The 19,326-nt window shown below is 67.9% G+C and carries 19 protein-coding genes and 1 pseudogene; 13 read left to right on the plus strand and 7 right to left on the minus strand.

All coding sequences use genetic code 11. The features are described 5' to 3' along the window. Positions 1-200: 200 nt before the first annotated feature. Positions 201-983 (minus strand): SDR family oxidoreductase, encoded by a 783-nt coding sequence (locus tag RIB98_01045; protein MEQ8839539.1) that lies wholly within the window; start codon positions 981-983, stop codon positions 201-203. Positions 984-1,116: 133 nt separating this feature from the next. Here RIB98_01045 and RIB98_01050 point away from each other — a divergent pair, with 133 nt between their 5' ends. The 4 genes and pseudogenes from RIB98_01050 to RIB98_01065 all read left to right on the plus strand — a co-directional run bounded on the left by RIB98_01050 (position 1,117) and on the right by RIB98_01065 (position 2,606). Continuing rightward, complete coding sequence (locus RIB98_01050; protein MEQ8839540.1) at positions 1,117-1,326, plus strand: hypothetical protein; 210 nt, start codon at positions 1,117-1,119, stop codon at positions 1,324-1,326. 138 nt (positions 1,327-1,464) lie between these two features. Then, positions 1,465-1,899, plus strand: a complete 435-nt coding sequence (locus tag RIB98_01055; protein ID MEQ8839541.1) for a hypothetical protein — start codon at positions 1,465-1,467, stop codon at positions 1,897-1,899. Next, a pseudogene (locus RIB98_01060) lies at positions 1,899-2,078 on the plus strand (helix-turn-helix transcriptional regulator). Before RIB98_01055 ends, RIB98_01060 begins: the two are co-directional and overlap by 1 nt. A 222-nt stretch (positions 2,079-2,300) precedes the next feature. After that, positions 2,301-2,606, plus strand: a complete 306-nt coding sequence (locus tag RIB98_01065) for a hypothetical protein (protein MEQ8839542.1) — start codon at positions 2,301-2,303, stop codon at positions 2,604-2,606. Between the two features lie 229 nt (positions 2,607-2,835). Here the strand turns inward: RIB98_01065 and RIB98_01070 are convergent, their stop codons facing one another. The 3 genes from RIB98_01070 to RIB98_01080 all read right to left on the minus strand — a co-directional run bounded on the left by RIB98_01070 (position 2,836) and on the right by RIB98_01080 (position 7,955). Further along, a complete protein-coding gene (locus RIB98_01070; GenBank protein ID MEQ8839543.1) occupies positions 2,836-4,836 on the minus strand; it encodes a hypothetical protein in 2,001 nt (666 codons plus the stop codon). Between the two features lie 66 nt (positions 4,837-4,902). Beyond that, positions 4,903-6,654 (minus strand): amidohydrolase family protein, encoded by a 1,752-nt coding sequence (locus tag RIB98_01075; protein ID MEQ8839544.1) that lies wholly within the window; start codon positions 6,652-6,654, stop codon positions 4,903-4,905. A 20-nt stretch (positions 6,655-6,674) separates the two neighbouring features. Next, positions 6,675-7,955, minus strand: coding sequence for a hypothetical protein (locus tag RIB98_01080; protein ID MEQ8839545.1), 1,281 nt, complete (start codon positions 7,953-7,955; stop codon positions 6,675-6,677). A 327-nt stretch (positions 7,956-8,282) separates the two neighbouring features. Between RIB98_01080 and ectA the strand changes: the two genes are divergently transcribed. The 7 genes from ectA (at position 8,283) to RIB98_01115 (ending at position 15,169) form a co-directional block, all read left to right on the plus strand. Further along, positions 8,283-8,843, plus strand: a complete 561-nt coding sequence (gene ectA / locus RIB98_01085; GenBank protein ID MEQ8839546.1) for a diaminobutyrate acetyltransferase — start codon at positions 8,283-8,285, stop codon at positions 8,841-8,843. A gap of 123 nt (positions 8,844-8,966) precedes the next feature. Then, on the plus strand, positions 8,967-10,256 hold the full coding sequence (ectB, locus tag RIB98_01090) for a diaminobutyrate--2-oxoglutarate transaminase (GenBank protein MEQ8839547.1): 1,290 nt from the start codon (positions 8,967-8,969) through the stop codon (positions 10,254-10,256). After that, positions 10,256-10,675, plus strand: coding sequence for an ectoine synthase (locus RIB98_01095; protein MEQ8839548.1), 420 nt, complete (start codon positions 10,256-10,258; stop codon positions 10,673-10,675). Before ectB ends, RIB98_01095 begins: the two co-directional genes overlap by 1 nt. Further along, entirely contained in the window at positions 10,672-11,589 is a 918-nt protein-coding gene (locus RIB98_01100) for a phytanoyl-CoA dioxygenase family protein (GenBank protein MEQ8839549.1), read from the plus strand. Before RIB98_01095 ends, RIB98_01100 begins: the two co-directional genes overlap by 4 nt. Then, positions 11,586-12,962 (plus strand): aspartate kinase, encoded by a 1,377-nt coding sequence (locus RIB98_01105; protein MEQ8839550.1) that lies wholly within the window; start codon positions 11,586-11,588, stop codon positions 12,960-12,962. Before RIB98_01100 ends, RIB98_01105 begins: the two co-directional genes overlap by 4 nt. A gap of 435 nt (positions 12,963-13,397) precedes the next feature. Continuing rightward, complete coding sequence (locus tag RIB98_01110; GenBank protein ID MEQ8839551.1) at positions 13,398-14,369, plus strand: ATP-binding cassette domain-containing protein; 972 nt, start codon at positions 13,398-13,400, stop codon at positions 14,367-14,369. Continuing rightward, positions 14,366-15,169: an ABC transporter permease gene (locus RIB98_01115; protein ID MEQ8839552.1), complete on the plus strand. Its 804-nt coding sequence runs from the start codon at positions 14,366-14,368 to the stop codon at positions 15,167-15,169. The genes RIB98_01110 and RIB98_01115 overlap by 4 nt, the downstream gene beginning before the upstream one ends. 11 nt (positions 15,170-15,180) lie before the next feature. Here the strand turns inward: RIB98_01115 and RIB98_01120 are convergent, their stop codons facing one another. Then, positions 15,181-15,510: a hypothetical protein gene (locus tag RIB98_01120; protein ID MEQ8839553.1), complete on the minus strand. Its 330-nt coding sequence runs from the start codon at positions 15,508-15,510 to the stop codon at positions 15,181-15,183. A 164-nt stretch (positions 15,511-15,674) separates the two neighbouring features. On the opposite strand from RIB98_01120, the gene RIB98_01125 reads away from it, so the two are divergent. Further along, a complete protein-coding gene (locus RIB98_01125) occupies positions 15,675-16,094 on the plus strand; it encodes an Hsp20 family protein (GenBank protein ID MEQ8839554.1) in 420 nt (139 codons plus the stop codon). Positions 16,095-16,106: 12 nt separating this feature from the next. Here the strand turns inward: RIB98_01125 and RIB98_01130 are convergent, their stop codons facing one another. Then, positions 16,107-16,613, minus strand: a complete 507-nt coding sequence (locus RIB98_01130) for a MarR family transcriptional regulator (GenBank protein ID MEQ8839555.1) — start codon at positions 16,611-16,613, stop codon at positions 16,107-16,109. 74 nt (positions 16,614-16,687) lie between these two features. On the opposite strand from RIB98_01130, the gene RIB98_01135 reads away from it, so the two are divergent. Then, a complete protein-coding gene (locus tag RIB98_01135; protein ID MEQ8839556.1) occupies positions 16,688-17,923 on the plus strand; it encodes a DegT/DnrJ/EryC1/StrS family aminotransferase in 1,236 nt (411 codons plus the stop codon). A gap of 1 nt (position 17,924) precedes the next feature. Here RIB98_01135 and RIB98_01140 read toward each other — a convergent pair whose 3' ends face one another. Beyond that, complete coding sequence (locus RIB98_01140) at positions 17,925-19,316, minus strand: MFS transporter (protein ID MEQ8839557.1); 1,392 nt, start codon at positions 19,314-19,316, stop codon at positions 17,925-17,927. Positions 19,317-19,326: the final 10 nt, after the last annotated feature.

Below are 19,326 nucleotides of genomic sequence, written 5' to 3' on the forward strand. Positions count from 1 at the left end.
GTCTGGACCTTCTCCGCCGCGGCCTGCACCACCGCACCCGGCAGCAGCGCATAGTCGACCTTCGCCGCCAGTCCTATCGCTTCGCCAAGGTCGTCCAGCTCCGAAACTTCCATACACGAAACATACCGAGAGGGTATGACACTCAACATCCGTACAAGGTCAACTCCACGTCGCTTCCGCCCGGCATCGAACCCGTCAGCTCACCAGGTCATCCATTGGCCGCCGTTGGCGTCGAGGCTGGTGCCGGTGCAGGCGGCGGAGAGGTCGGACGCGAAGAACACGACGGTGCCGCAGATCTGGGCGGAGTCGGGGATGAACCGGAGCGCGATCTGGTCGGCGATCAGGTCGTACTGCTCCTCGTAGGTGATGCCGGCGGTCTCGGCCATCCCGGTCAGATAGGCCCGCACCGAGGCGCCGAAGATGTAGCCGGGGCAGACGGCGTTGACCCGGATGCCGTCGGGGCCGACCTCGTTGGCGAGCGTGCGGGTGACCGACGTGAGGGCGGACTTGGCGGCCGCGTAGGCGCCGAAGTTCGGACGGTTGTTGCGGATGGACATGGTGGCGATGTTCACGATCGACCCGCCGCCCTGGGCTCGCATGGTGGGCAGCGCCGCCTTGCTGGTGCGCAGGGCGACGGTGCAGTTCATCTGGAGGCTCTCGTTCCAGGTGTCCATCGACGTCTGCTCGAGCGTCTCGAACGGTGGCTGCTTGAACGCGTTGTTGACGAGCACGTCCAGTCGGCCGTACTCGGCGACGGTCGCGGCGACCAGGGCATCGACGGCATCGTCGTCGGTTGCGTCGGTCGGCACGCACAGCGCCCGGCGACCGAGCGCCCGCACTTCCTGGGCGACGTCCTCGAGACGGTCCGCGGAACGGGCGGCCAACACGATGTCGGCGCCCTGTTCGGCCAGCCGCAGCGCAGCGTCTCGCCCCATTCCGGGGCCCACGCCCACCACCACACACGCCCGGTCCTGTAGCAGCATCGTCCCTGTCATCTCTGTCGCCCGCGTCGACGACCAGCAGACCGTGTGGTCCGGCGCCGGTCAATTCGGTGGGGTTTGGTCGATCGACGCGATGGGAATACCCCGCGACGACAAAGCGACCGGGAGGTCATCAATGAGTGAGCACGAGAAAGAACCCGATGTCGTCGAACGCGAGATCCACCACACCGAGACACGTCGGGCCGGCGGCGTCGTCGCCGGTTTCATTCTGGCGGTCGTGCTGATCGCCGCGGCCGCCGTCGCGTATCTCGTGATCTCCGACGACGACGCCGACGGCGAGATCGACGTCGACGTTCCGAGCGTCGACGTGGACATCGACGAATAGCAAGGTCTCGCGGCCGGGCCGACCGCCCCCCGGCCTGGCCGCGAATGTTCGCTCCGGGCACGGCATGAACCCAATGTCAAGTTCACTTTCCGGAAAGTGACCTTGACATAACGACAAGCGTCCTTTACCTTCGGGATCATGAGCGATTCCAACGAAACGACCCCTGAGCTCGAGATCCGGGGCCACCGGCTCAGCGCGGAGGACAAGCGCCAGCGCGACAGCTACCTCCGAGAGTTCATACCCGCGATCGCCGTGTTCGGCATCCTGCTGGCGGTGGTGAGCAACACCGTCGACGAGAACACCTCGGGCGCTCGCCTGTGGATACTCCTGCCGGTGGTCCCGATGATCGGCGTCGCCGTGGCCCTCTTCCGGGCCGTCCAGCGGGCCGACGAGTACGGACGCATCGTGATGCTCGAATGCATGGCCCTCGGTTTCGGGGTGGCGATGATCGCGGCATTCGCGCTCGGCTTCCTCGGCATGGTCGGGGTGGCCTGGACCTTCAGTGGTTGGGTCGTGTTCGGCGTAGGAATGACCACGTGGAGCGTGGCCCTCATCGCGCGCGGGATCGGTTGATGGAGAATCGACTGAAGGAACGCCGGGCGGCCGCCGGATGGAGTCAGGCCCACCTGGCCGACCTCCTCGGGGTGAGCCGACAGACGGTCAATGCCCTCGAGAAGGGGCGCTACGACCCCAGCCTGCCACTGGCCTTCCGGCTCGCCCGGGTCTTCTCCACCACGATCGAGGACCTGTTCAACCCGAGTGCCGAAGACCTCGGTACGGCGGCCGAGTCGTCGGCCGCCCCGGCTGAGCAGCGTCCTCGCCATGAGATCGACGGGGATGAAGGCAGCGCGTGAGCGGGTCCACGGCTGGCCCGACTCCGCGTCGTACCCGCTCGGGAGCTGCACACTCTCAGGTACGGCGGCGATCATCCCTGCAGCCTCGGCGGTGAGTAGGCAGCGGTTGACATGGTCGGCGTGGCCGAGCACCCCGGCCCGGCCGGCTTCCATGCCGGCGGCCGCGAGGAGCCGCAGCCCCTTGGCCAGCACCCCTTCGGTGCTGAGGTAGACGACGGAACCATCGGCGGCCGCATCGGGCTCGATCGAGATCACCCCGGGCACGTGCATGTCGGCGAGGACGTGCGCCACCTCCCATTGAGCGATGATCGGCACCGGTCGGTGGGCGACGAACGCAGCGGCGATGCGTGCGAGTTCCTCGTTGGTCGGGCCGGGCGCCAGAGATGCCATGGCGGGGATCTCGCCCTCCGCCGTCTCGACGCCTGACCGCAATCGGTAGCCGTAGGCGAGGATCCACAGCGACTCGACGATGTCGTCGGCGATCCGGGTCGGGCGATAGGAGAGAAGGGGAGCGGTGGCGACGCCCTCCCCCCGGATGAGCGACTCGACGATGTCGTCGGGGAGATCGGCGACCACCGCGCCAGCGAGCCGAGGGTCGCGGAGCTCCAGTGCGAGTCGTTCCTCGATCTCCACGATTCCCTTCCGTGGTCGGAGGCTAGGTCGGCGGTGCCACGCAGGGCGCACCACCGCAGACGTCGATGACTTCACCGGTGCGCAGGAAGTGGTCGATCTGCTCGATGGCGGGCAGGTGGCGGCGAGGGTCCTCGTGGGGGTCGTCGCCGTCGCGGGGCGGCGTGTTCGTGATCGGCGAAACCGGCGAACCGGTGTCCCAGAGCACCAGGGCCGAGCCGGCGAACGGATACGAGTCGATGCGGGGGATGTTCCAGAACGGTTCGACGTCGGTCGAGCGACCCGGGGCCACCGCAGGCCACACCACCGACGCGCCCATCGTGCGGGCCATCACGTCCATGGCGACGTTGGCGACCTGGTGGTCGCCGAGGGCACCGTGCAGGAGCGCCCGCTTCTCGTTCTGGCCGCGGAGCGGCTCCTCGAAGTAGGTGGCGTAGCCGTTGCCCTCGCTGCGGTCCCACAGCATCTGCATGAGGTCGAGCAGCAGCGCCTGGTCGGCCTTGTCGGGGTAGGCCGGGTTGAGCACCAGTTGGAACGCGTCGAAGTCGACGCTGCGGTTGAGCAGGGTGCTGTAGTTCATGCCCGGCACGCCGAAGACGCCGATGTCCCAGTCGGTCGAGACCGCGGTGGACACCGGGCCCATGATCCCGCCCTGGCTGATGCCGTAGTAACCGAGTTCGGAGGTGTCGAGACGCGGCGCGCCGTCGTCGTCCTGGAACGCAGGGTGCGACGCGAAGCCGTCGGCGTGGCGCATGAGACGGCCGAGGAAGAGGGTGTTGAGATGGCCCTGGAGCAGGCGGTCGGCCAGGGTCGGGAACAGGCTGGCATCGCCGAGCACCCTGACGGCGTGGGGGACGTCCTCCGCGGCCATGCCGATGAGGTCGGTGCCGCACACGACGTGGTTGTGGTTCTCGGCGAGCAGGCGCGGCCCGGTCGAGGTGGTCTGACTCCTCGTGCCGAGCAGACCATGGCCGTAGACCAGGCCTCGTCCCGGATCGGCCGCGGTGGCGATCTCGGGGATCATGCAGCGATACACGGACGAAAAGGTGCCGTTGACGGTCGGCCGTCCACGCCGGTCGAGGTTGAGGCCGTTGCCGGGTGAACCGTCGCCGGTGAGGTACAGCGGCACCTCGTAGGTGCCCTCGATCAGTCGGTACGTCGAGCCGTTCGGCACCTCGTCGCGATCGACCGTGAACGTCGGTGACGCCCGGCGGAGGGAGCGGAACGCGTCGTCGCGCATGCGCACCAGAGGGTCGGTGAGGTCCCTCGTGGAGATGACCGTGAACTCCCAGGCGAGCACGAGGTCGTCGCGTTCGACCCCGGCCCGTTCGAGCTCGCCGAACATGCGGTCCATGTCGCGGCGCCGGTCCTCGACCTCGGCAACGTCGCTCTCCAGATTGTCGCGGTAGGCCCGGAAGGCGTCGGTCGGCTCGATCGGGTTGCCGTCGTCGTCGACCAGATCGCGCAGGGCCACGATGATCCGGTGCCCGTTCTCGTAGTTCTCGGCCGGGCGGACGTAGAGGACCTGGCGATCGGGGTCGGTGGCGTTGGCGTCGAGTTCGGCCCAGTGCGGCCAGCGCTCGCCGGTGGTGGCGTCGAGGACCACGCTGCCGGAGTCCGCATCGAGCGAGCGGGCGATGTCGGTGATGGGCGCAAGGCCCGAACCGTCGGGATCGACGCCCGGGATGAGGGCGAGGGCGGCAGCACCGGGGCTGAACCCGTCGTTGGCATTGATCCGGGAGGCGTCGACCGAGGCCTCCGAACCGTTGACCGGGAGCGCGATGTCGGGGATCTCGACGTGGTGGATCCGGCCGGATGATCCCCGCTGGTCGGCGAAGTGGTTGCTCGGGAAGGGCAACGCACACCCGTTGCCGATGAACTCACACGCCGGATCCTGGTCCAGGGTGAGGTCGATCGTGCCGTCGAATCGTCCCTTCCCGTCGTGATCGTGGCGTCCGCCCCGGTGCGGATGGCAGGCCGCCGCCACCAGTCCCACGGCCATCAACAGCACCACGATCCGTCGCATGAGTCCCCCTCGTCCCCGTGCTTGTTGTAGTGCAGGCGGCGACGGGAGTAAATCGTTCGAAGCCGCTCAGGCGTTGGCGGCGATGACGCGACCGGGAAGGTCGCCGGTGAACTGCCCGTCGAGTTGGACCGGCACGCCGCCCACGATCGTGGCCCGGTAGCCACCGTCGGGGCGGCGCAGGCGGGCGCCGTCGTTGGGAAGGTCGTGGACGAATCCGTCGGCGTCGTAGTGGATCTCGTCGAGCGCGAACACGACGAGATCGGCGATCTTGCCCTCGGCGATCACGCCGCGGTCGGTGAAGCCGAACACCTCGGCCTGACGACCGGTCAGCTCGTGGACCGCCGCTTCGAGGGTGAAGTCGCCGCGCTCACGGACATGGCGGGTGAGCAACAAGGTGGTGTCGCCCGAGGCGCACAGCATCTGCATGTGGGCGCCGGCGTCGGACGAGCTGACGAGCACGGCCGGGTCGGTCAGGGTGCGGCTCATGCCCTCGACATCGGTGTTGGCCACGCCAGTGGCGACGATGCCCGGGCGGCAGTCGTTGGCGAGCACGAAGTCGGCCAGTACGTCGGACGGGTGGCCGCCCTTGGCGGCAACGAGTTCGGCCAGGTTGCTGCCGAGCCACTGCTGGTTCGCGTCGCCGACCACCTCGACGAAGCGGGCCTTCTCCGGCGCATTGACGGGGAACATGGAGCGGGTCGTGCGGTCCCACTCTGCCCTCGCGGCGTCTCGCCACTCGGGGTCGTGCAGGATCGCCGCCTTCTCGTCGGCCGGTGCGGCGATGACCTTGTGCCAGCCCTCGGGCATCGACATGAACATCATCGACGAGTCCCAGTTGAGGCGGAAGTCGACCGTGCGTGGAGAGAGCTGGGGATAGGTGTGGCAACCCTCGGCCGCCAGCATGCGGGTGACGTCGAGCCACTTCAGGGTGGTGTCCCCGGAGTGGACGAAGCCGGTCCACGTCATCGGGATGCCGCGAGCGCCGCAGCGGCGGGCGAGATCGATGAAGGCTGTCTCGGCGTCCTCGCCGAGCAGGTTGGGGATGAACTCGACGAGGCCGTGCCCGTGGCGCTCGATCACGTCGAGGAGGGCGTCGAGTTCGGCGCCGTCGGCGAAGCGGGATGGGACGGGGCGGCCCTGCGCATCGACGTCGAACTGCGAGGTGGACAGGCCCCACGCTCCGGCGGTCATGGCGTCGTCGAGGAGCGCGGCCATGGCGGCGATGTCGTCGTCGGTGGCCGGCTCCCACGCCCGGTCGCCCATTACGGCGAGGCGCAGCGGGCTGTGGCCGACGAGGGCGGCGAGGTTGATGCCGGTGCCGGTGGTGTTGACGGTGTCGCGATAGCCGGAGTAGTCCTCCCAGGTCCACGGCACGGCGTCGTCGAAGAGGTGACGGGGCACGTCCTCGATGTAGGCGAAGAGGTCGGAGATCTCCGCTCGGGAGCTCTCGGTGACGGGGTAGAGCGACAGGCTGCAGTTGCCCACGAGCATTGTCGTCACGCCGTGCAGGGGGTCCGGGTCGAGCCGCGGGTCCCAGAACACCTGCGGGTCGGTGTGGGCGTGCGAGTCGATGAACCCCGGGGCCACGATCGCGCCGGCAGCGTCGATCACGGTCTCGCCGGTCGGTTGAAGGTCGGGACCGACCTCGACGATGCGGCCGTCCTTCGTGCGAACATCGCCACGAACGGCCGGCGCGCCGGTGCCGTCGATGACCATCCCGCCGCGGATCAGAAGTCCCTTGTCGGTCATTGCGAGTCTCCAGCCGTCGAGGATCAGCTCGGGGGAGACGGTAGTGGTGGCCGACGGGCCGGTCCGCATCCTCGGTCGCGTGGACTGAATCAGAGCTCGACCGGTGTGCCGAGATCGAAGTGCCATTCCCAGAGCTTCCCCACCCGCATCAGCGCGACGGCGTCGGGTTCGGGTGCCTCAGCGGCATCCGGGTCGATGGTGATGTCGACGAGGACCCGGCCCCGTTCGGGGGTGGTGACCTCGACCCGGCTGCGACGATCGACGCCGAACGCGGTGCCGACGAAACCGGCTGGTTCGCCGGCCGCGCAGAGGCCGATCCATCCGGGGTGGCCGGGATCATCGAGGCCGGGGTGCTCGGACGTCAGCTCGACCCGGACCGTGTCGCCGTCGATGGTGATGTCGCGCCGGTAGCCGTGGGGGATGGCGCCGGTGACGGCGAGCACCGCGGCCATTGTTTCTGTAGGCCGTGGCTCGGTCGGGCGGGTCTCGGTCGGGTGGACGCCGGTCACGAGCGGGGCGAGCCGCTCGGCCGAGATGGCGGCGCTGGCCAACCACGACTGCACGATCATCGTGTGGGCCACGTCGGCGCCCCAGCGTTCGGCCATCGTGAGCTGTGCCGCGGCGGTGAGGAGTTGCGCCTGCACGATGAACTCGCGGGTGACTGCGGCAAGCGTCGACGAGTCGAGATCGGGGAGCTTGGCCGTGGGCACGAAGGCACCCGAGTAGTCCTCCATGCCGTCGCCGACCGGGGCGCGACGCTCGTTGGGCACCGTGCTGCCGGCCAACGCCTTCACCTCTTCGGTGATGGGGAACGTGGTGATCGGCTCGTTGGCCGGATCGATCTTCAGCGTCCAGTGGCAGTGGGGATGGCGGTCGACCGGAGTGCGCGGGGGCCGGTGGATGGGTCGGATGCGGGCCCGGGGGTTGGTGGCCAGCGCGGTGGCGTCGAACGTGGGGTCCTCGATGGTGTGACACATGCCGAAGACACGTTCGTCGCCGTGCTCCTCGGCGTCGATGAGCGCACCACAGTGGTTCAGCCAGAACTCGGCGTCGTGCTCGTCGTGCACGCGGTAGGCGACGTCCATGTACTGATGGACGAAGCCGTTGTCGAACTGCAGCGCCTTCATGATCGCGTCGACGCCGTCGCCCTCGATCCCGAGGAGTGACCGGAGCCGATGCGTGTAGACGGGGCTGGCCCCCATCCACAGGTCGATGGCGACCTCGTTCATCGAGTCGAACTCGCCGGTGTGCAGCACGACCTGGGGCAGCATCCCGCGGTTGGCGATCATGCCGAGGAGCATCAGCTCGTGGGCCACCGCCAGAAGCGTCTCCCGGTCGAGTTCGTCGAGCGTCGTCGAAGCGGTGGTCATGACGTCCCCCTTGTCGTCCGTCTCCAGTGGCGACGGCTGTGGTCGCGCGTTGTGTCGGACGACCACACGATGATCTGTCCCGAATGTTACGAGGCCGGGCCAGCGGACGCTATGGTGATCACCGCAACTTATCGCCGGTGTCGTCGTGACGCCGGCCGGCAAGTGTGGCGCCGACGTCGAACACCTCAGGGGGTGATCCGGAAGAAGCCACCGGCCGGCCGACGGAGACGCCCATGTGCCGCCAGGGGTTTCCGACTCCAGTTTCGCGCGGCCCTCGAACGAACCGGCGTTGCTCGACCTGAACCGCAACCCCGGACATCCACCGACATGCAGGCCACTGGACAACGCAGCAGCCCCACTGGACAACGCACGGATCGCAGCGATGGCACCCCACCGCTCACCATCCGACCGGCCACCGCCGACGACGGCGCCGCCATGTGGGATCTCGCCCAAGGCGCCGTGGATGACAACTCCCCGTACTCCTACCTTCTCATCGGCGAGTACTTCGGTGACACGTGCGTCATCGCCGAGCGCGAGGGCGACGTGCTGGGGTTCGTCACCGGATTCCGCCGCCCGGACGAACCCCGCACCCAGTTCGTGTGGCAGATCGTCGTCGGCGAGGCAGGACGCGGCGAGGGCCTGGGCTCCAAAATGCTCGAGGCCCTGGTCGACGGCCCCGGCCCCGGCACGCCGGCCGACTGCCTCGAGGCAACCGTGACGCCCGACAACGCGGCGTCGCAGGCGCTGTTCCGGTCCTTCGCCCGGCGCCGATCGGCCGAGTGCGTCGAGACGGTGCTGTTTCGGCGTGAACAGTTCCCCGTGGACGCCGGCGAACACGAACCAGAGGTGCTGTTCCGAATCGGGCCGTGGCCCGACCGCAGCGACTGACCGCAGCGAGGCTCTCGCCCGAACCGGTCCGGTCGCTCCCATCGGCGCGCCCCACCGGAGCAACGCACGACTTCCCCCACCCCCCCCATCCCTCGAACAATGAACTCACCCAAGGAGAACCCCATGGAATCGATCGAACAGCACGAGTCGCAGGTGCGGTCCTACTGCCGCGGCTGGCCCACGACCTTCGTCTCCGGCCGCGGCGCGACCCTGACCGCCGCCGACGGGCGCGAGTACGTCGACTTCTTCGCCGGCGCCGGCGCGCTGAACTACGGCCACAACGACCCGACCATGCGTGACGCGCTGATCGACTATCTGACCAGCGGTGGCGTGATCCACGGGTTGGACATGGCCACCGCGGCCAAGGAACGTTTTCTCGACACGTTCCACGATCTGATCCTGGCGCCCCGGAACCTCGACTATGTGGTGCAGTTCCCCGGCCCGACCGGCACCAACGCGGTCGAGGCGGCTCTGAAACTCGCCAGAAAGGTGAAGGGTCGTGACGGTATCGCGAGCTTCACCAACGGGTTCCACGGCATGACCCTCGGTGCACTGGCGGTGACCGGCAACGCGATGAAGCGCGAGGGTGCCGGCGTGCCGCTGACCAATACCGTCAACCTGCCGTTCGAGGGGTTCCACGGCAGCGACGTCGACACGATCGAGCTGATCGCCCGGGTCCTCGATCAGGACGGCAGCGGCGTCGATCTTCCGGCCGCCGTGATCGTGGAGACCGTGCAGGCGGAGGGCGGCATCCACGTGGCGTCGATGGAGTGGCTGCGGCGACTCCGCGAGGTCTGCGACGAACTCGACATGCTGCTCATCGTCGACGACATCCAGGCGGGTTGTGGGCGCACCGGCTCGTTCTTCTCGTTCGAAGAGGCGGGCATCGAGCCCGACATCGTGTGCCTGTCGAAGTCCATCAGCGGCTTCGGGCTGCCGATGGCGCTCACCCTGTTCCGCCGCGAGCACGACATCTGGATTCCCGGCGAGCACAACGGGACGTTCCGCGGCAACAACGCGGCCTTCGTCACGGGCACTGTCGCCCTCGAGAAGTACTGGGGTGACTCGGTGCTCTCCCGCGAGACTCAGCGCAAGTCCGCCGCCGTGCGCGAACGTCTCTCGATGCTGGCCGAGGCACACCCCGGCGTCTTCGGCGAGGTGCGAGGACGAGGACTCATCCAGGGAATCGACAGCCTCTCCGGAGAAACGGCCGACCTGGTGACCACTCGTGCATTCGAGCTCGGCCTGCTGCTCGAGACGGCAGGGCCGGACGGTGAGATCACCAAGCTTCTCCCGTCACTGACGATCGAGGACGACCTCCTCGACCGCGGTCTCACCCTGCTCGAACAGGCCGTTGAGGACGTGGTCGATCGCGAGGGCGCCCGTCTCCTCGAAGTCGCGGAGGCCAACTGATGAAGATCCGCCACCTCCACGAGATCGACGACACCGAGGCCGACGTCCGCGCCGACACCTGGCGCTCACGCCGGCTGTTGTTGGCCCGCGACGGCATGGGCTTCTCCGTGCACGACACGGTGCTCTACGCCGGCACCACCACCGAGATGCACTACGCCAACCACCTCGAAGCCGTGTACTGCATCGAAGGGCACGCGGAGATCGAGGACCTCGCCACCGGTGAGCGCCACGAGATTCGTCCCGGCACGCTCTACGCGCTCGACGACCACGATCGCCACGTGCTCCGGGCCATCGAGGACTTCCGGTGTGTGTGCGTGTTCAACCCGCCCGTCACCGGGCGCGAGGTCCACGACGAGAACGGCGTCTATCCGCTGCTCACCGACGGCCCGGCCGACGGGCACCGTGAGGTGCCCGCGTGAACACGTCACCGAGACGAACCGCGGACGACCGCTATCCATCCCGCATCGGCGGCTCCGCCGAAATCTCCGAACGCACGGCCCCACTCGTGTGGGGCGACGACGGACCGCTGTCGGGCCACGAGCTCCGCCGCTACGAGCGCGACGGCTTCCTCATGTTCTCCGGCCTCCTGCCGGAATCGACGGTCGCCGAGTGCCTGGAAGCGGTTTCGGAGCTCGAGCGCGGTGCCTACTCGAACTCGAGCGCCGAGGTGGCCGAACCCGGCGACGACGCGGCGCTCCGCTCGCTGTTCCAGCTGGACCGACACCCGGCCTTCGCCGCGCTCATGGCCCGCCCCGAGCTGGCCGACGTCGCTCGTCAGCTGCTGGGTTCCGACGTGACGATCCACCAGAGCCGCCTCAATCTCAAGCGGGCGTTCGAGGGTCGCGGCTTCCCGTGGCATTCGGATTTCGAGACCTGGCACGTCGAGGACGGCATGCCCGAACCCCGGGCCGTCAGCTGCTCGGTCGCCCTGACGCCGAACCACGCCCACAACGGCCCGTTGCACCTCATCGCCGGTTCGCATCGCTGGTTCGTGTCGTGCCCGGGCCGCACCCCGAGCGACCATCATCTCGAGTCGCTCCGCCGTCAGGAGTACGGCGTGCCCGACGAGAAGACGCTCACCGAGCTCGGTCGACGCGGGTCGCTCGACACGTTCACCGGCCCGGCCGGCAGTGTCGTTTTCTTCGAGTGCAACGTGATGCACGGCTCGGGCGACAACATCTCGCCCGAACCGCGCACCAACGCGTTCTTCGTCTACAACAGCGTCGAGAACGCCCTCGAGGCGCCGTACGGCGCCGAGAAGCCCCGGCCCGAACATCTGGCCGCACGGTCCGCCGAGCCGGTGGGTCGATCCGCAGGGAGCTGGCCGTCATGACGACAGGACTCAACGACACCATCGTCTGCAAGTTCGGCGGCAGTTCCGTGGCCGACGCCGATCAGATCGTGAAGGTGCGCGACATCGTGGCGGCCGACGAGCGCCGCCGCCACATCGTGGTGTCGGCGCCGGGGCGACGCCACGCCCACGAGGAGAAGGTGACCGATCATCTCCTCAACATCGCCACCCACGGCGCGCACTTCGCCGAGCGTCGTCCGCCGATCGCCGTCGAGGACAGCACGAAAGCCGTCAATACCCGGTTCGGCGAGATCCTCGTGGGCCTCGACCTGCCGTCGGAGCCGATGCTCCAGGAGTTGGACCGAGATCTCGCCACCGACCTCGAGGGTGCGGCGCGCGTGGCTTTCCTCGCGTCTCGCGGCGAGCACTACTCGGCTCGCATCGTGGCGGCGTTCCTCACCGCCAGCGAGATGCCCGCGTCGGCGCGCCTGCCCGAGGACTTCGGCCTGCTGGTCGACGGGCCGATGCTCCAGGCCCGCGTCCACCCCGACACGTCGGAACGGATCGCGGCGCTCGACGTCACCGACGAGCTCGCGGTGATCCCGGGCTACTACGGCGTGCAGGAGGACGGCACCGTCGCTGTGTTCTCCCGCGGCGGGTCCGATCTCACCGGGGGAGAGGTGGCCGCCGCGGTGAACGCCGGCAGCTACGAGAACTGGACCGATGTGAGCGGCGTCTTCGAAGCCGATCCCCGCGTCCTCCCCGAGGCACGGGCCATTCCCCGACTGACCTTCAAGGAGATCCGTCTCCTCGCTTCCAAGGGGTTCAACGTCTTCCACTTCGACGCGATGGTCAACTGTCGCCGGCGGGGGGTGCCGATCCACATCCGCAACACCAACGACCCCGAGGCGGCGGGTACCCGCATCCTCAACGAGCGGGTGCCCGAAGAGGGCGTGGTGGGGATCGCCCGCCTCGACGACGTGGGCTACATCTACCTCGAGAAGGACGATCTCAGCATGGAGGTGGGATTCACCGCCTCGCTGCTGCGCATCTTCCAGGACTTCGGCATCAACACCCACCACTATCCGACCGACCGCGACGACATCGCCGTGCTGGTCGACCAGACGGACCTGAAGGGCAGCATCAACGACCTACGTCGGGCCATCGACGAGACGCTGCAACCCGACGCGATGGAGGTGGTCTACAACCTCTCGATCCTCACGCCGGTGGGTCTGGGGCTGAAGCACAACTCGTCCCCCGTGGCCGACGCCCTCCAGTCGCTGTCGGAACGCAACATCGCCCTGGAGATGTTCCACCAGAGCCCGTCGCAGCTGTGCTTCCACCTCGGTGTCTCGGGAGCGGCAGCCGACGTCGCGTACCGCGCCCTCTACGAAGCGCTGATCGGCGGCGACTGAGCGAGGCACGAGGACTGGGGCGGAAAGCTCCAGCCTCTCAGGAGCGGCACAGCCGGTGATTGACGGTGAGTAGCTCAGCGAGTTCCGTCCAGTCCTGGTCCTGCTCGATCGTGAAGCCGACGATGCCCGGTCTCCACTGCGGAAGCTGGAACGGGTCTCCGACATCCGCGAGCACAAGGCGTTCATCGGACTCGACCTCGGTCGACCATCGCAGCGGGAGGTTGCGGCCGATCGGTCATGGGTCGCGATGCGCCGGCGCGATCGTGCTCATTCCACAACCGTTCCGGGCAGGCATCTGCCTGTCAAGGTTCTCAGTACGCACGACGGACTGCTCGATCGCGAGGTGGGCCTGGGTCGACGCATCCGAGTCCGTCGCTCGTTGTCACAGGGTCCGGGTAGCTTCTTGCTCGGACTGATCGGCGAGAAGGTAGTGCGATGACGGATGCGATCCGGGCGACGGGCCTGGTGAAACGATACGGCGACGTGACGGCGCTGGCGGGGCTCGATCTGGCCGTGCCGGAGGGGACCGTGCTGGCCCTGCTCGGGCCGAACGGCGCGGGCAAGACCACCGCAGTGTCGATCCTCTCCACACTGCTCATTCCCGACGAGGGACAGGCCACCATCGCCGGGGCCGACCTGATCTCGGCGCCGGTCACCGTGCGTCGGCGGATCGGTTTGTCGGGCCAGTACGCGGCGGTCGACGAGGTGCTGACCGGCTTCGAGAACCTCGACATGATCGGTCGTCTCTACCGCATGGGGAAGTCCGCCTCGAAGACCCGGGCCCGCGAGTTGCTCGAACGTTTCGATCTGGTCGAGGCCGGCGACCGTCCGGTGAAGACCTACTCCGGCGGCATGCGCCGTCGCCTCGATCTCGCCGGCGCGCTGGTCGCCGAGCCGCCGGTGCTGTTCCTCGACGAGCCCACAACCGGGCTCGATCCCCGGAGCCGCATCGAGCTGTGGGCGATCATCCGTGAACTGGTCGAACGGGGTTCCACGCTGCTGCTCACCACGCAATACATGGAGGAGGCCGATCAGCTCGCCGACGACATCGTGGTGATCGACCACGGGCGGGCGATCGCCCAGGGCACGAGTGACGAGCTCAAGACCCAGATCGGTGGCGAGCGCATCGAAGTGATCGTCGCCGATGCGGCCGATGTCGAAGCCGCTCGCGGCGTGTTGGCGGAGGTAGCGGTCGGCGACGTCGAGGTGACGGAGTCGGCCCGTCGACTTCTCGCACCGGTGACCGCCGGCGCGGCCTCGCTCACCCGCACGCTGCGCGGTCTCGACGACGCCGGGATCGCCGTCAGCGACATCGGGCTTCGTCGGCCCACGCTGGACGACGTGTTCCTCACGCTCACCGGCCACGCCGCCGGAGATGGGGCAGCCGAAGGAGAGGGGGAGTCATGAGCGCAATCCGCTGGATACTCGCCGACACCGCCGTCATCGCGAAGCGCAACGTCATCAAGATCGCCCGGGTGCCCGAGGTGATGGTGTTCGTCGTGCTCTCGCCGATCATGTTCGTGTTGCTGTTCGGCTACGTCTTCGGCAACTCGATCGTCATCGAGGGCACGAACTACCGCGAGTTTCTGATCGCCGGCATCTTCGCCCAGACGGTCATGTTCGGTGCCACGTTCACCGGCGCCGGGATCGCGGAGGACATGCAGAAGGGCATCATCGACCGGTTCCGGTCGCTGCCCATGTCGCGTTCCGCAGTGCTGGCCGGTCGCACGATCAGCGACGTGATCTACAACCTGGTGTCGCTCGTGATCATGGCCCTCACCGGGCTGCTGGTCGGCTGGCGCATCAGGGGGTCGATCCTCGACGCCGTCCTCGGCATCCTGCTTCTGCTGCTGTTCGCCTACGCGGTGTCGTGGATCATGGCCTACGTGGGGCTGGTGGTGCCCAGCGTCGAGGTGGTCAACAACGCCTCGTTCATGTTCATCTTCCCGCTCAGCTTCATCGCCAACACCTTCGTACCGTCCGACGACCTGCCGGGGCCGCTCAAGGCATTCGCCGAATGGAACCCGGTCTCGACCGTCACCCAGGCATCACGAGAACTGTTCGGCAACATCCCCGAGGGCGTACCCGAACCCGAGGCCTGGCCGCTCGAGAACCCGGTCGTCTACACGCTGATCTGGGTCGTGCTCATCATCGCAATCTTCGCGCCGCTGTCGGTCGGTCGCTACAAGAAGGCCAACCGGGGCTGACCACAGCCGGGCTATGAGACGATCGCGACGCCACCCAGCTTGTGGTTGGCGAAGCCTTCGACCCTTTCCACGAACTGCGGCGAGCGCCGCAGTCGGGAGGCGATCTCGGCAGTGTCCACGCCGTCGGCGCGGGCCTTCAGCACGTGGCGCTCGATGGGTCGGAGCGTCCCGTCGTCGGAGTCGAAGGACGACGCATCGCGGTCGATCTTCGTCAGGTCGATGATTCGCTGCACTGCGCCGGGGCTGCGGCGAAGTCGCCAGGCGATCTCGTCGGTCGTCATGCCCTGCCGGGTGCGCTTGAGGATCGTGCGTTCGAGGGGGCGGAGATCGTCGAGACTCACAGGTCGGGCCTTTCGGGAGCGGATATCCCGCGTGACCTACCCTGCGGCGCCGAGCGGCAAACACCGTCACATGCACTGCAGTCGCGGTCCGCGGCGTTTAGCGGCGCCCGCCGCCGGGTAGCCCTCCATCAGGAGCACGCAATCGACTCGAAAGGATGATTTCAGTGTTGTTCCGCTTTGACCCCTTCGATCAGCTCGACCGCTTCGGACGCCCCCAGTCGATGCTGGCGATGGACGCCACCCGCACCGACGACGAGGTGAACGTCTACTTCGATCTCCCCGGCGTGATGCCGGAAGACCTCGACATCACCGTCGAGAAGAACGCCGTCACCATCGAGGCGAGCCGCCGCTGGTTCGACGCAGACGCGAAGACCGTGGCGAGCGAACGCCCGCAGGGCACCTTCAAGCGTGAGCTGCAACTCGGCGAGCACCTCGACAGCGATGCCCTCAAGGCCAAGCTCGAGAACGGTGTGCTCACCCTGTCCGTGCCGATCAAGGAAGGCACCAAGCCCCGCTCGATCAGCGTGTCCACACGCGACGGCGAGGCGAAGGAACTCTCCACCAGTTCCGCCAGTTCGGGCTGATCGCCACCACTATCAGCCCCGCTTGGCCGGGCGGACCTCCGGGTCCGCCCGGTTCGGCGTTTTCGGGTCGGTGGCCGGCGTCCGGGTGAGATCGCCGACCAGTCGTTCGATCGACGCCGAGAGCGTCGAGAGGTCACCGGCCTGCCATTCCGACAGGGCGTCGGTGAGATAGCCCAACCGGTAGGCGACGACTGCGTCGTAGACGGCACGGCCGCGCGGCGTGATCGTGACGCTGACGGCCCTCCCGTCGTTTTCGTCGGCGCGCCGCACGACGAGTCCATCGGTTTCGAGTCGGTCGACCTGGCGACTGGCCGTGGCCGCGTCCATCGCACACGCCTCGGCCAACGCAGCCACACCCATCCCGTCGGACGAGGACAGACAGCGCAGCACGGCGTAGCCGGCCCGGGTGACCGCCGCGCCAACGGCCTCCTCCTGACGCGCGTCGAATCGGCGGTTTGCCCCGAGCCGGAACAGCTGCTCGAGAGCACGCTCGACGTCGGCCAGGAGATTAGATGACATAGTCAATAATTGTCAGGGTCATGTATACTCAAACCTAGGGGTTGCGCAACAGGCGTGACAAGAGGGGACACAGCATGGGTGAGGAACAGGGACGTCGGATCGAATACGCGGGGTCGGTGCACGACGAGCGCGAGATCGAGGCCGTCGTCGAGGTGCTGCGGGGTGGACCCACCGCGCTGCGCATCGGCAAGAACGTGCGGGCCATGGAGGCCCGCGTGGCCGAGCTGTTCGGCAAGCGCCGCGGTGTGATGTGCAACTCGGGGAGCTCGGCGCTCTATCTCGCCATCGAGGTGCTCGGCCTCGAGCCCGGCGACGAGATCGTCACGGCTGCGGTCACCTTCTCCACCGACATCGCGCCGATGATCCGCGCCGGCATCGTGCCGGCGTTCGTGGACGTCACCCGGGACACCTTCCAGATCGACGTCGATGGCATCGAGGAGATGATCGGCCCCCGCACCCGGGCGATCCTGGCGCCCAACCTCATCGGCAACGCGCCTGACTGGGACCGCATCCGTGAGATCGCCGATCGCCACGACCTCAAGGTGATCGAAGACTCGTGCGACGCCCTCGGGCTCACCCTGCGGGGCACGCCCACTGGCACCCGGGCCGACATCAGCCTCACGAGCTTCGCCCTGTCGCACATCATCACCGCGGCCGGCACCGGTGGCATGGTCTGCTTCGACGACGATGAGATGGCCGACCAGGCACTGCTGCTCCGCCGGTGGGGGAGGCGCTCCGAGGTGCAGCTCTTCGGCTCTCGCCGCGGGGAAGGCGACCGCTTCTTCAGCGCGATCGAGGACGACCTCGAATACGACAACCTGTTCATCTTCGACGAGGTCGGCTGGAACTTCGAGCCGTCGGAGCTGTCGGCCGCGTTCGGTCTCGTGCAGCTCGACAAGCTCGGCGACAACCTGGCCCGCCGCCAGCGCAGCTTCGAGCTGACCAGCGCCCAGTTCGCCAAGTGGCCCGACATGTTCGAGCTCCCTCGACTCACCGACGGCATCGAGACCGGGTGGCACATGTTCCCGCTGATCATCCGCGAGCACTCCGGTATCCGCCGTGGCGACTTCCAGAAGTGGATGGAACGCCACGGGGTCGACACCCGCATGGTGTGGACCGGCAACGCCGCCCGTCAGCCGGCCTTCCGCGACAAGCCGCTGCGCCAGCCGACCGCAGGGCTACCCAACGCCGACCGGGTCATGGAATGGGGAGTGGTGCTCCCCAATTCCCACTCGCTCGACGACGACGACTGCGCGTACATCGGCGAGTGCGCCGAAGGGTTTCTCGCGGCCGAAGGCCTGCTCGGCTGAGCTATTCGATGAACGGGGCGACAGTGGGTGCGAGCTCGGGCGTCGGGTCGTCGGCGCGCGCACCCGCAGTCCACAGCACGGCCGCGCTGAGCGCGCCGAATCCGACGACCATGGCGAACACAGGGGTGAACTCGCCGAGCGACGGCTGATTGCCGAGGAGGGTGATCGCGATCGCGATCGCGAATGCGTTTCCCGTGTTCTGCATCGTCTGGTTGATTCCCGAGGCGCTCGCGAACCCATGACCGTCGAGCTCCTCCATCGTCAGCGTCGGCGTGGCTCCCCAGAAGAGGCCGGAGCCGACGCCGCTGGTCACGACGACGATCAACCACATCGTCACGTCGGGTTCGTCGCTGATGAGCACGGCGAGTACGAGCATGGCAACCGTCCAGAGCCCGGCACCGAGTGTGGCCACGGGGCGGGGTCCGGCGCGGTCGACGGCCCGTCCGGCGATCGGGCCCATCAGTCCGGTGGTCAGGAAGAAGGGCGCGGCGAGCAGGCCGGCCCGACCGATCTCGTAGCCCCAGACCTCGGTGAGGAAGAAGATCGCCGCGAACTGCATCGTGAAGAAGCTGGCGGCGAACGTCGCCAGGCCGCCGTTGCCGGCGCGGAAGGTGCGCAGCCGGTAGAGCCCGAGATCGATGATGGGCGCCGGGTGACGCATCGACCGACGGAGCAGCGCAGTGATGAGCACGAGGCCGGTCACCGCTGCGGCGATCGTGCGGGAGTCGGCCCACCCCCACTCGTCGGTCTGCACGAGCGCGAGGATCAGTGACCCGACACCGAACATGAGCATCAGGGAGCCCAACGGGTCGGGCAGTCGTTCACGACGCGTACCGAAGCTCTCGGTGAACACGACCGCTCCGAGCACCACCGAGACGAGGCCGACGGGCACGACCGCCAGGAACGCCCAGCGCCACCCGAGGTGTTCGACGATCACGCCGCCGAGCGACGGGCCGAGTGCGGCGGCGAGTCCGCCACCCATGGTGAACACGCCGATGGCGATCCCCCGCTTCTCGAACGGAAACGCCTCGAGCACGAGCGCGATCGACGACGGACCGGCGAGGGCTGCGCCGAGGGCCTGGATGCTCCGTCCGAGGATCAGGATTCCCACGCCGGGCGCCGTGCCGGCGACGATGGATCCGACCGCGAAGATCAGCGTGCCCGTCAGGGTCGTGCGCTTTCTTCCCCATTGGTCGCCGATCGCGGCCCCCAGTACGACGGTCGACGCGCTCACGATCGTGAACGCGTTGATGGCCCACGAGAGCTCGGAGTTCGTTGCGTCGGGGAAGTAGTCGCCGAGGTCGACGAACACCACGAACACCGCCGACAGCGTCATCGTGGTCTGGAAGGCCGCGAGGATCACCACGGCGACCGTTGTCCACGCATGGCGCATCGAAGGCACG

The organism is Acidimicrobiales bacterium (assembly GCA_040219515.1).
Classification (GTDB): Bacteria; Actinomycetota; Acidimicrobiia; order Acidimicrobiales; family Aldehydirespiratoraceae; genus JAJRXC01.

Bases quoted from the DNA above. Each gene is read 5' to 3' on its own strand.
- RIB98_01135 (MEQ8839556.1), top strand. From the start codon at position 16,688: ATGGGTGAGGAACAGGGACGTCGGATCGAATACGCGGGGTCGGTGCAC.
- RIB98_01105 (MEQ8839550.1), top strand. From the start codon at position 11,586: ATGACGACAGGACTCAACGACACCATCGTCTGCAAGTTCGGCGGCAGT.
- RIB98_01050 (MEQ8839540.1), top strand. From the start codon at position 1,117: ATGAGTGAGCACGAGAAAGAACCCGATGTCGTCGAACGCGAGATCCAC.
- ectB (MEQ8839547.1), top strand. From the start codon at position 8,967: ATGGAATCGATCGAACAGCACGAGTCGCAGGTGCGGTCCTACTGCCGC.
- RIB98_01130 (MEQ8839555.1), bottom strand. From the start codon at position 16,613: ATGTCATCTAATCTCCTGGCCGACGTCGAGCGTGCTCTCGAGCAGCTG.
- RIB98_01115 (MEQ8839552.1), top strand. From the start codon at position 14,366: ATGAGCGCAATCCGCTGGATACTCGCCGACACCGCCGTCATCGCGAAG.
- RIB98_01095 (MEQ8839548.1), top strand. From the start codon at position 10,256: ATGAAGATCCGCCACCTCCACGAGATCGACGACACCGAGGCCGACGTC.
- RIB98_01070 (MEQ8839543.1), bottom strand. From the start codon at position 4,836: ATGCGACGGATCGTGGTGCTGTTGATGGCCGTGGGACTGGTGGCGGCG.
- RIB98_01045 (MEQ8839539.1), bottom strand. From the start codon at position 983: ATGCTGCTACAGGACCGGGCGTGTGTGGTGGTGGGCGTGGGCCCCGGA.
- RIB98_01140 (MEQ8839557.1), bottom strand. From the start codon at position 19,316: ATGCGCCATGCGTGGACAACGGTCGCCGTGGTGATCCTCGCGGCCTTC.
- RIB98_01110 (MEQ8839551.1), top strand. From the start codon at position 13,398: ATGACGGATGCGATCCGGGCGACGGGCCTGGTGAAACGATACGGCGAC.
- RIB98_01075 (MEQ8839544.1), bottom strand. From the start codon at position 6,654: ATGCGGACCGGCCCGTCGGCCACCACTACCGTCTCCCCCGAGCTGATC.
- RIB98_01055 (MEQ8839541.1), top strand. From the start codon at position 1,465: ATGAGCGATTCCAACGAAACGACCCCTGAGCTCGAGATCCGGGGCCAC.
- RIB98_01080 (MEQ8839545.1), bottom strand. From the start codon at position 7,955: ATGACCACCGCTTCGACGACGCTCGACGAACTCGACCGGGAGACGCTT.
- ectA (MEQ8839546.1), top strand. From the start codon at position 8,283: ATGCAGGCCACTGGACAACGCAGCAGCCCCACTGGACAACGCACGGAT.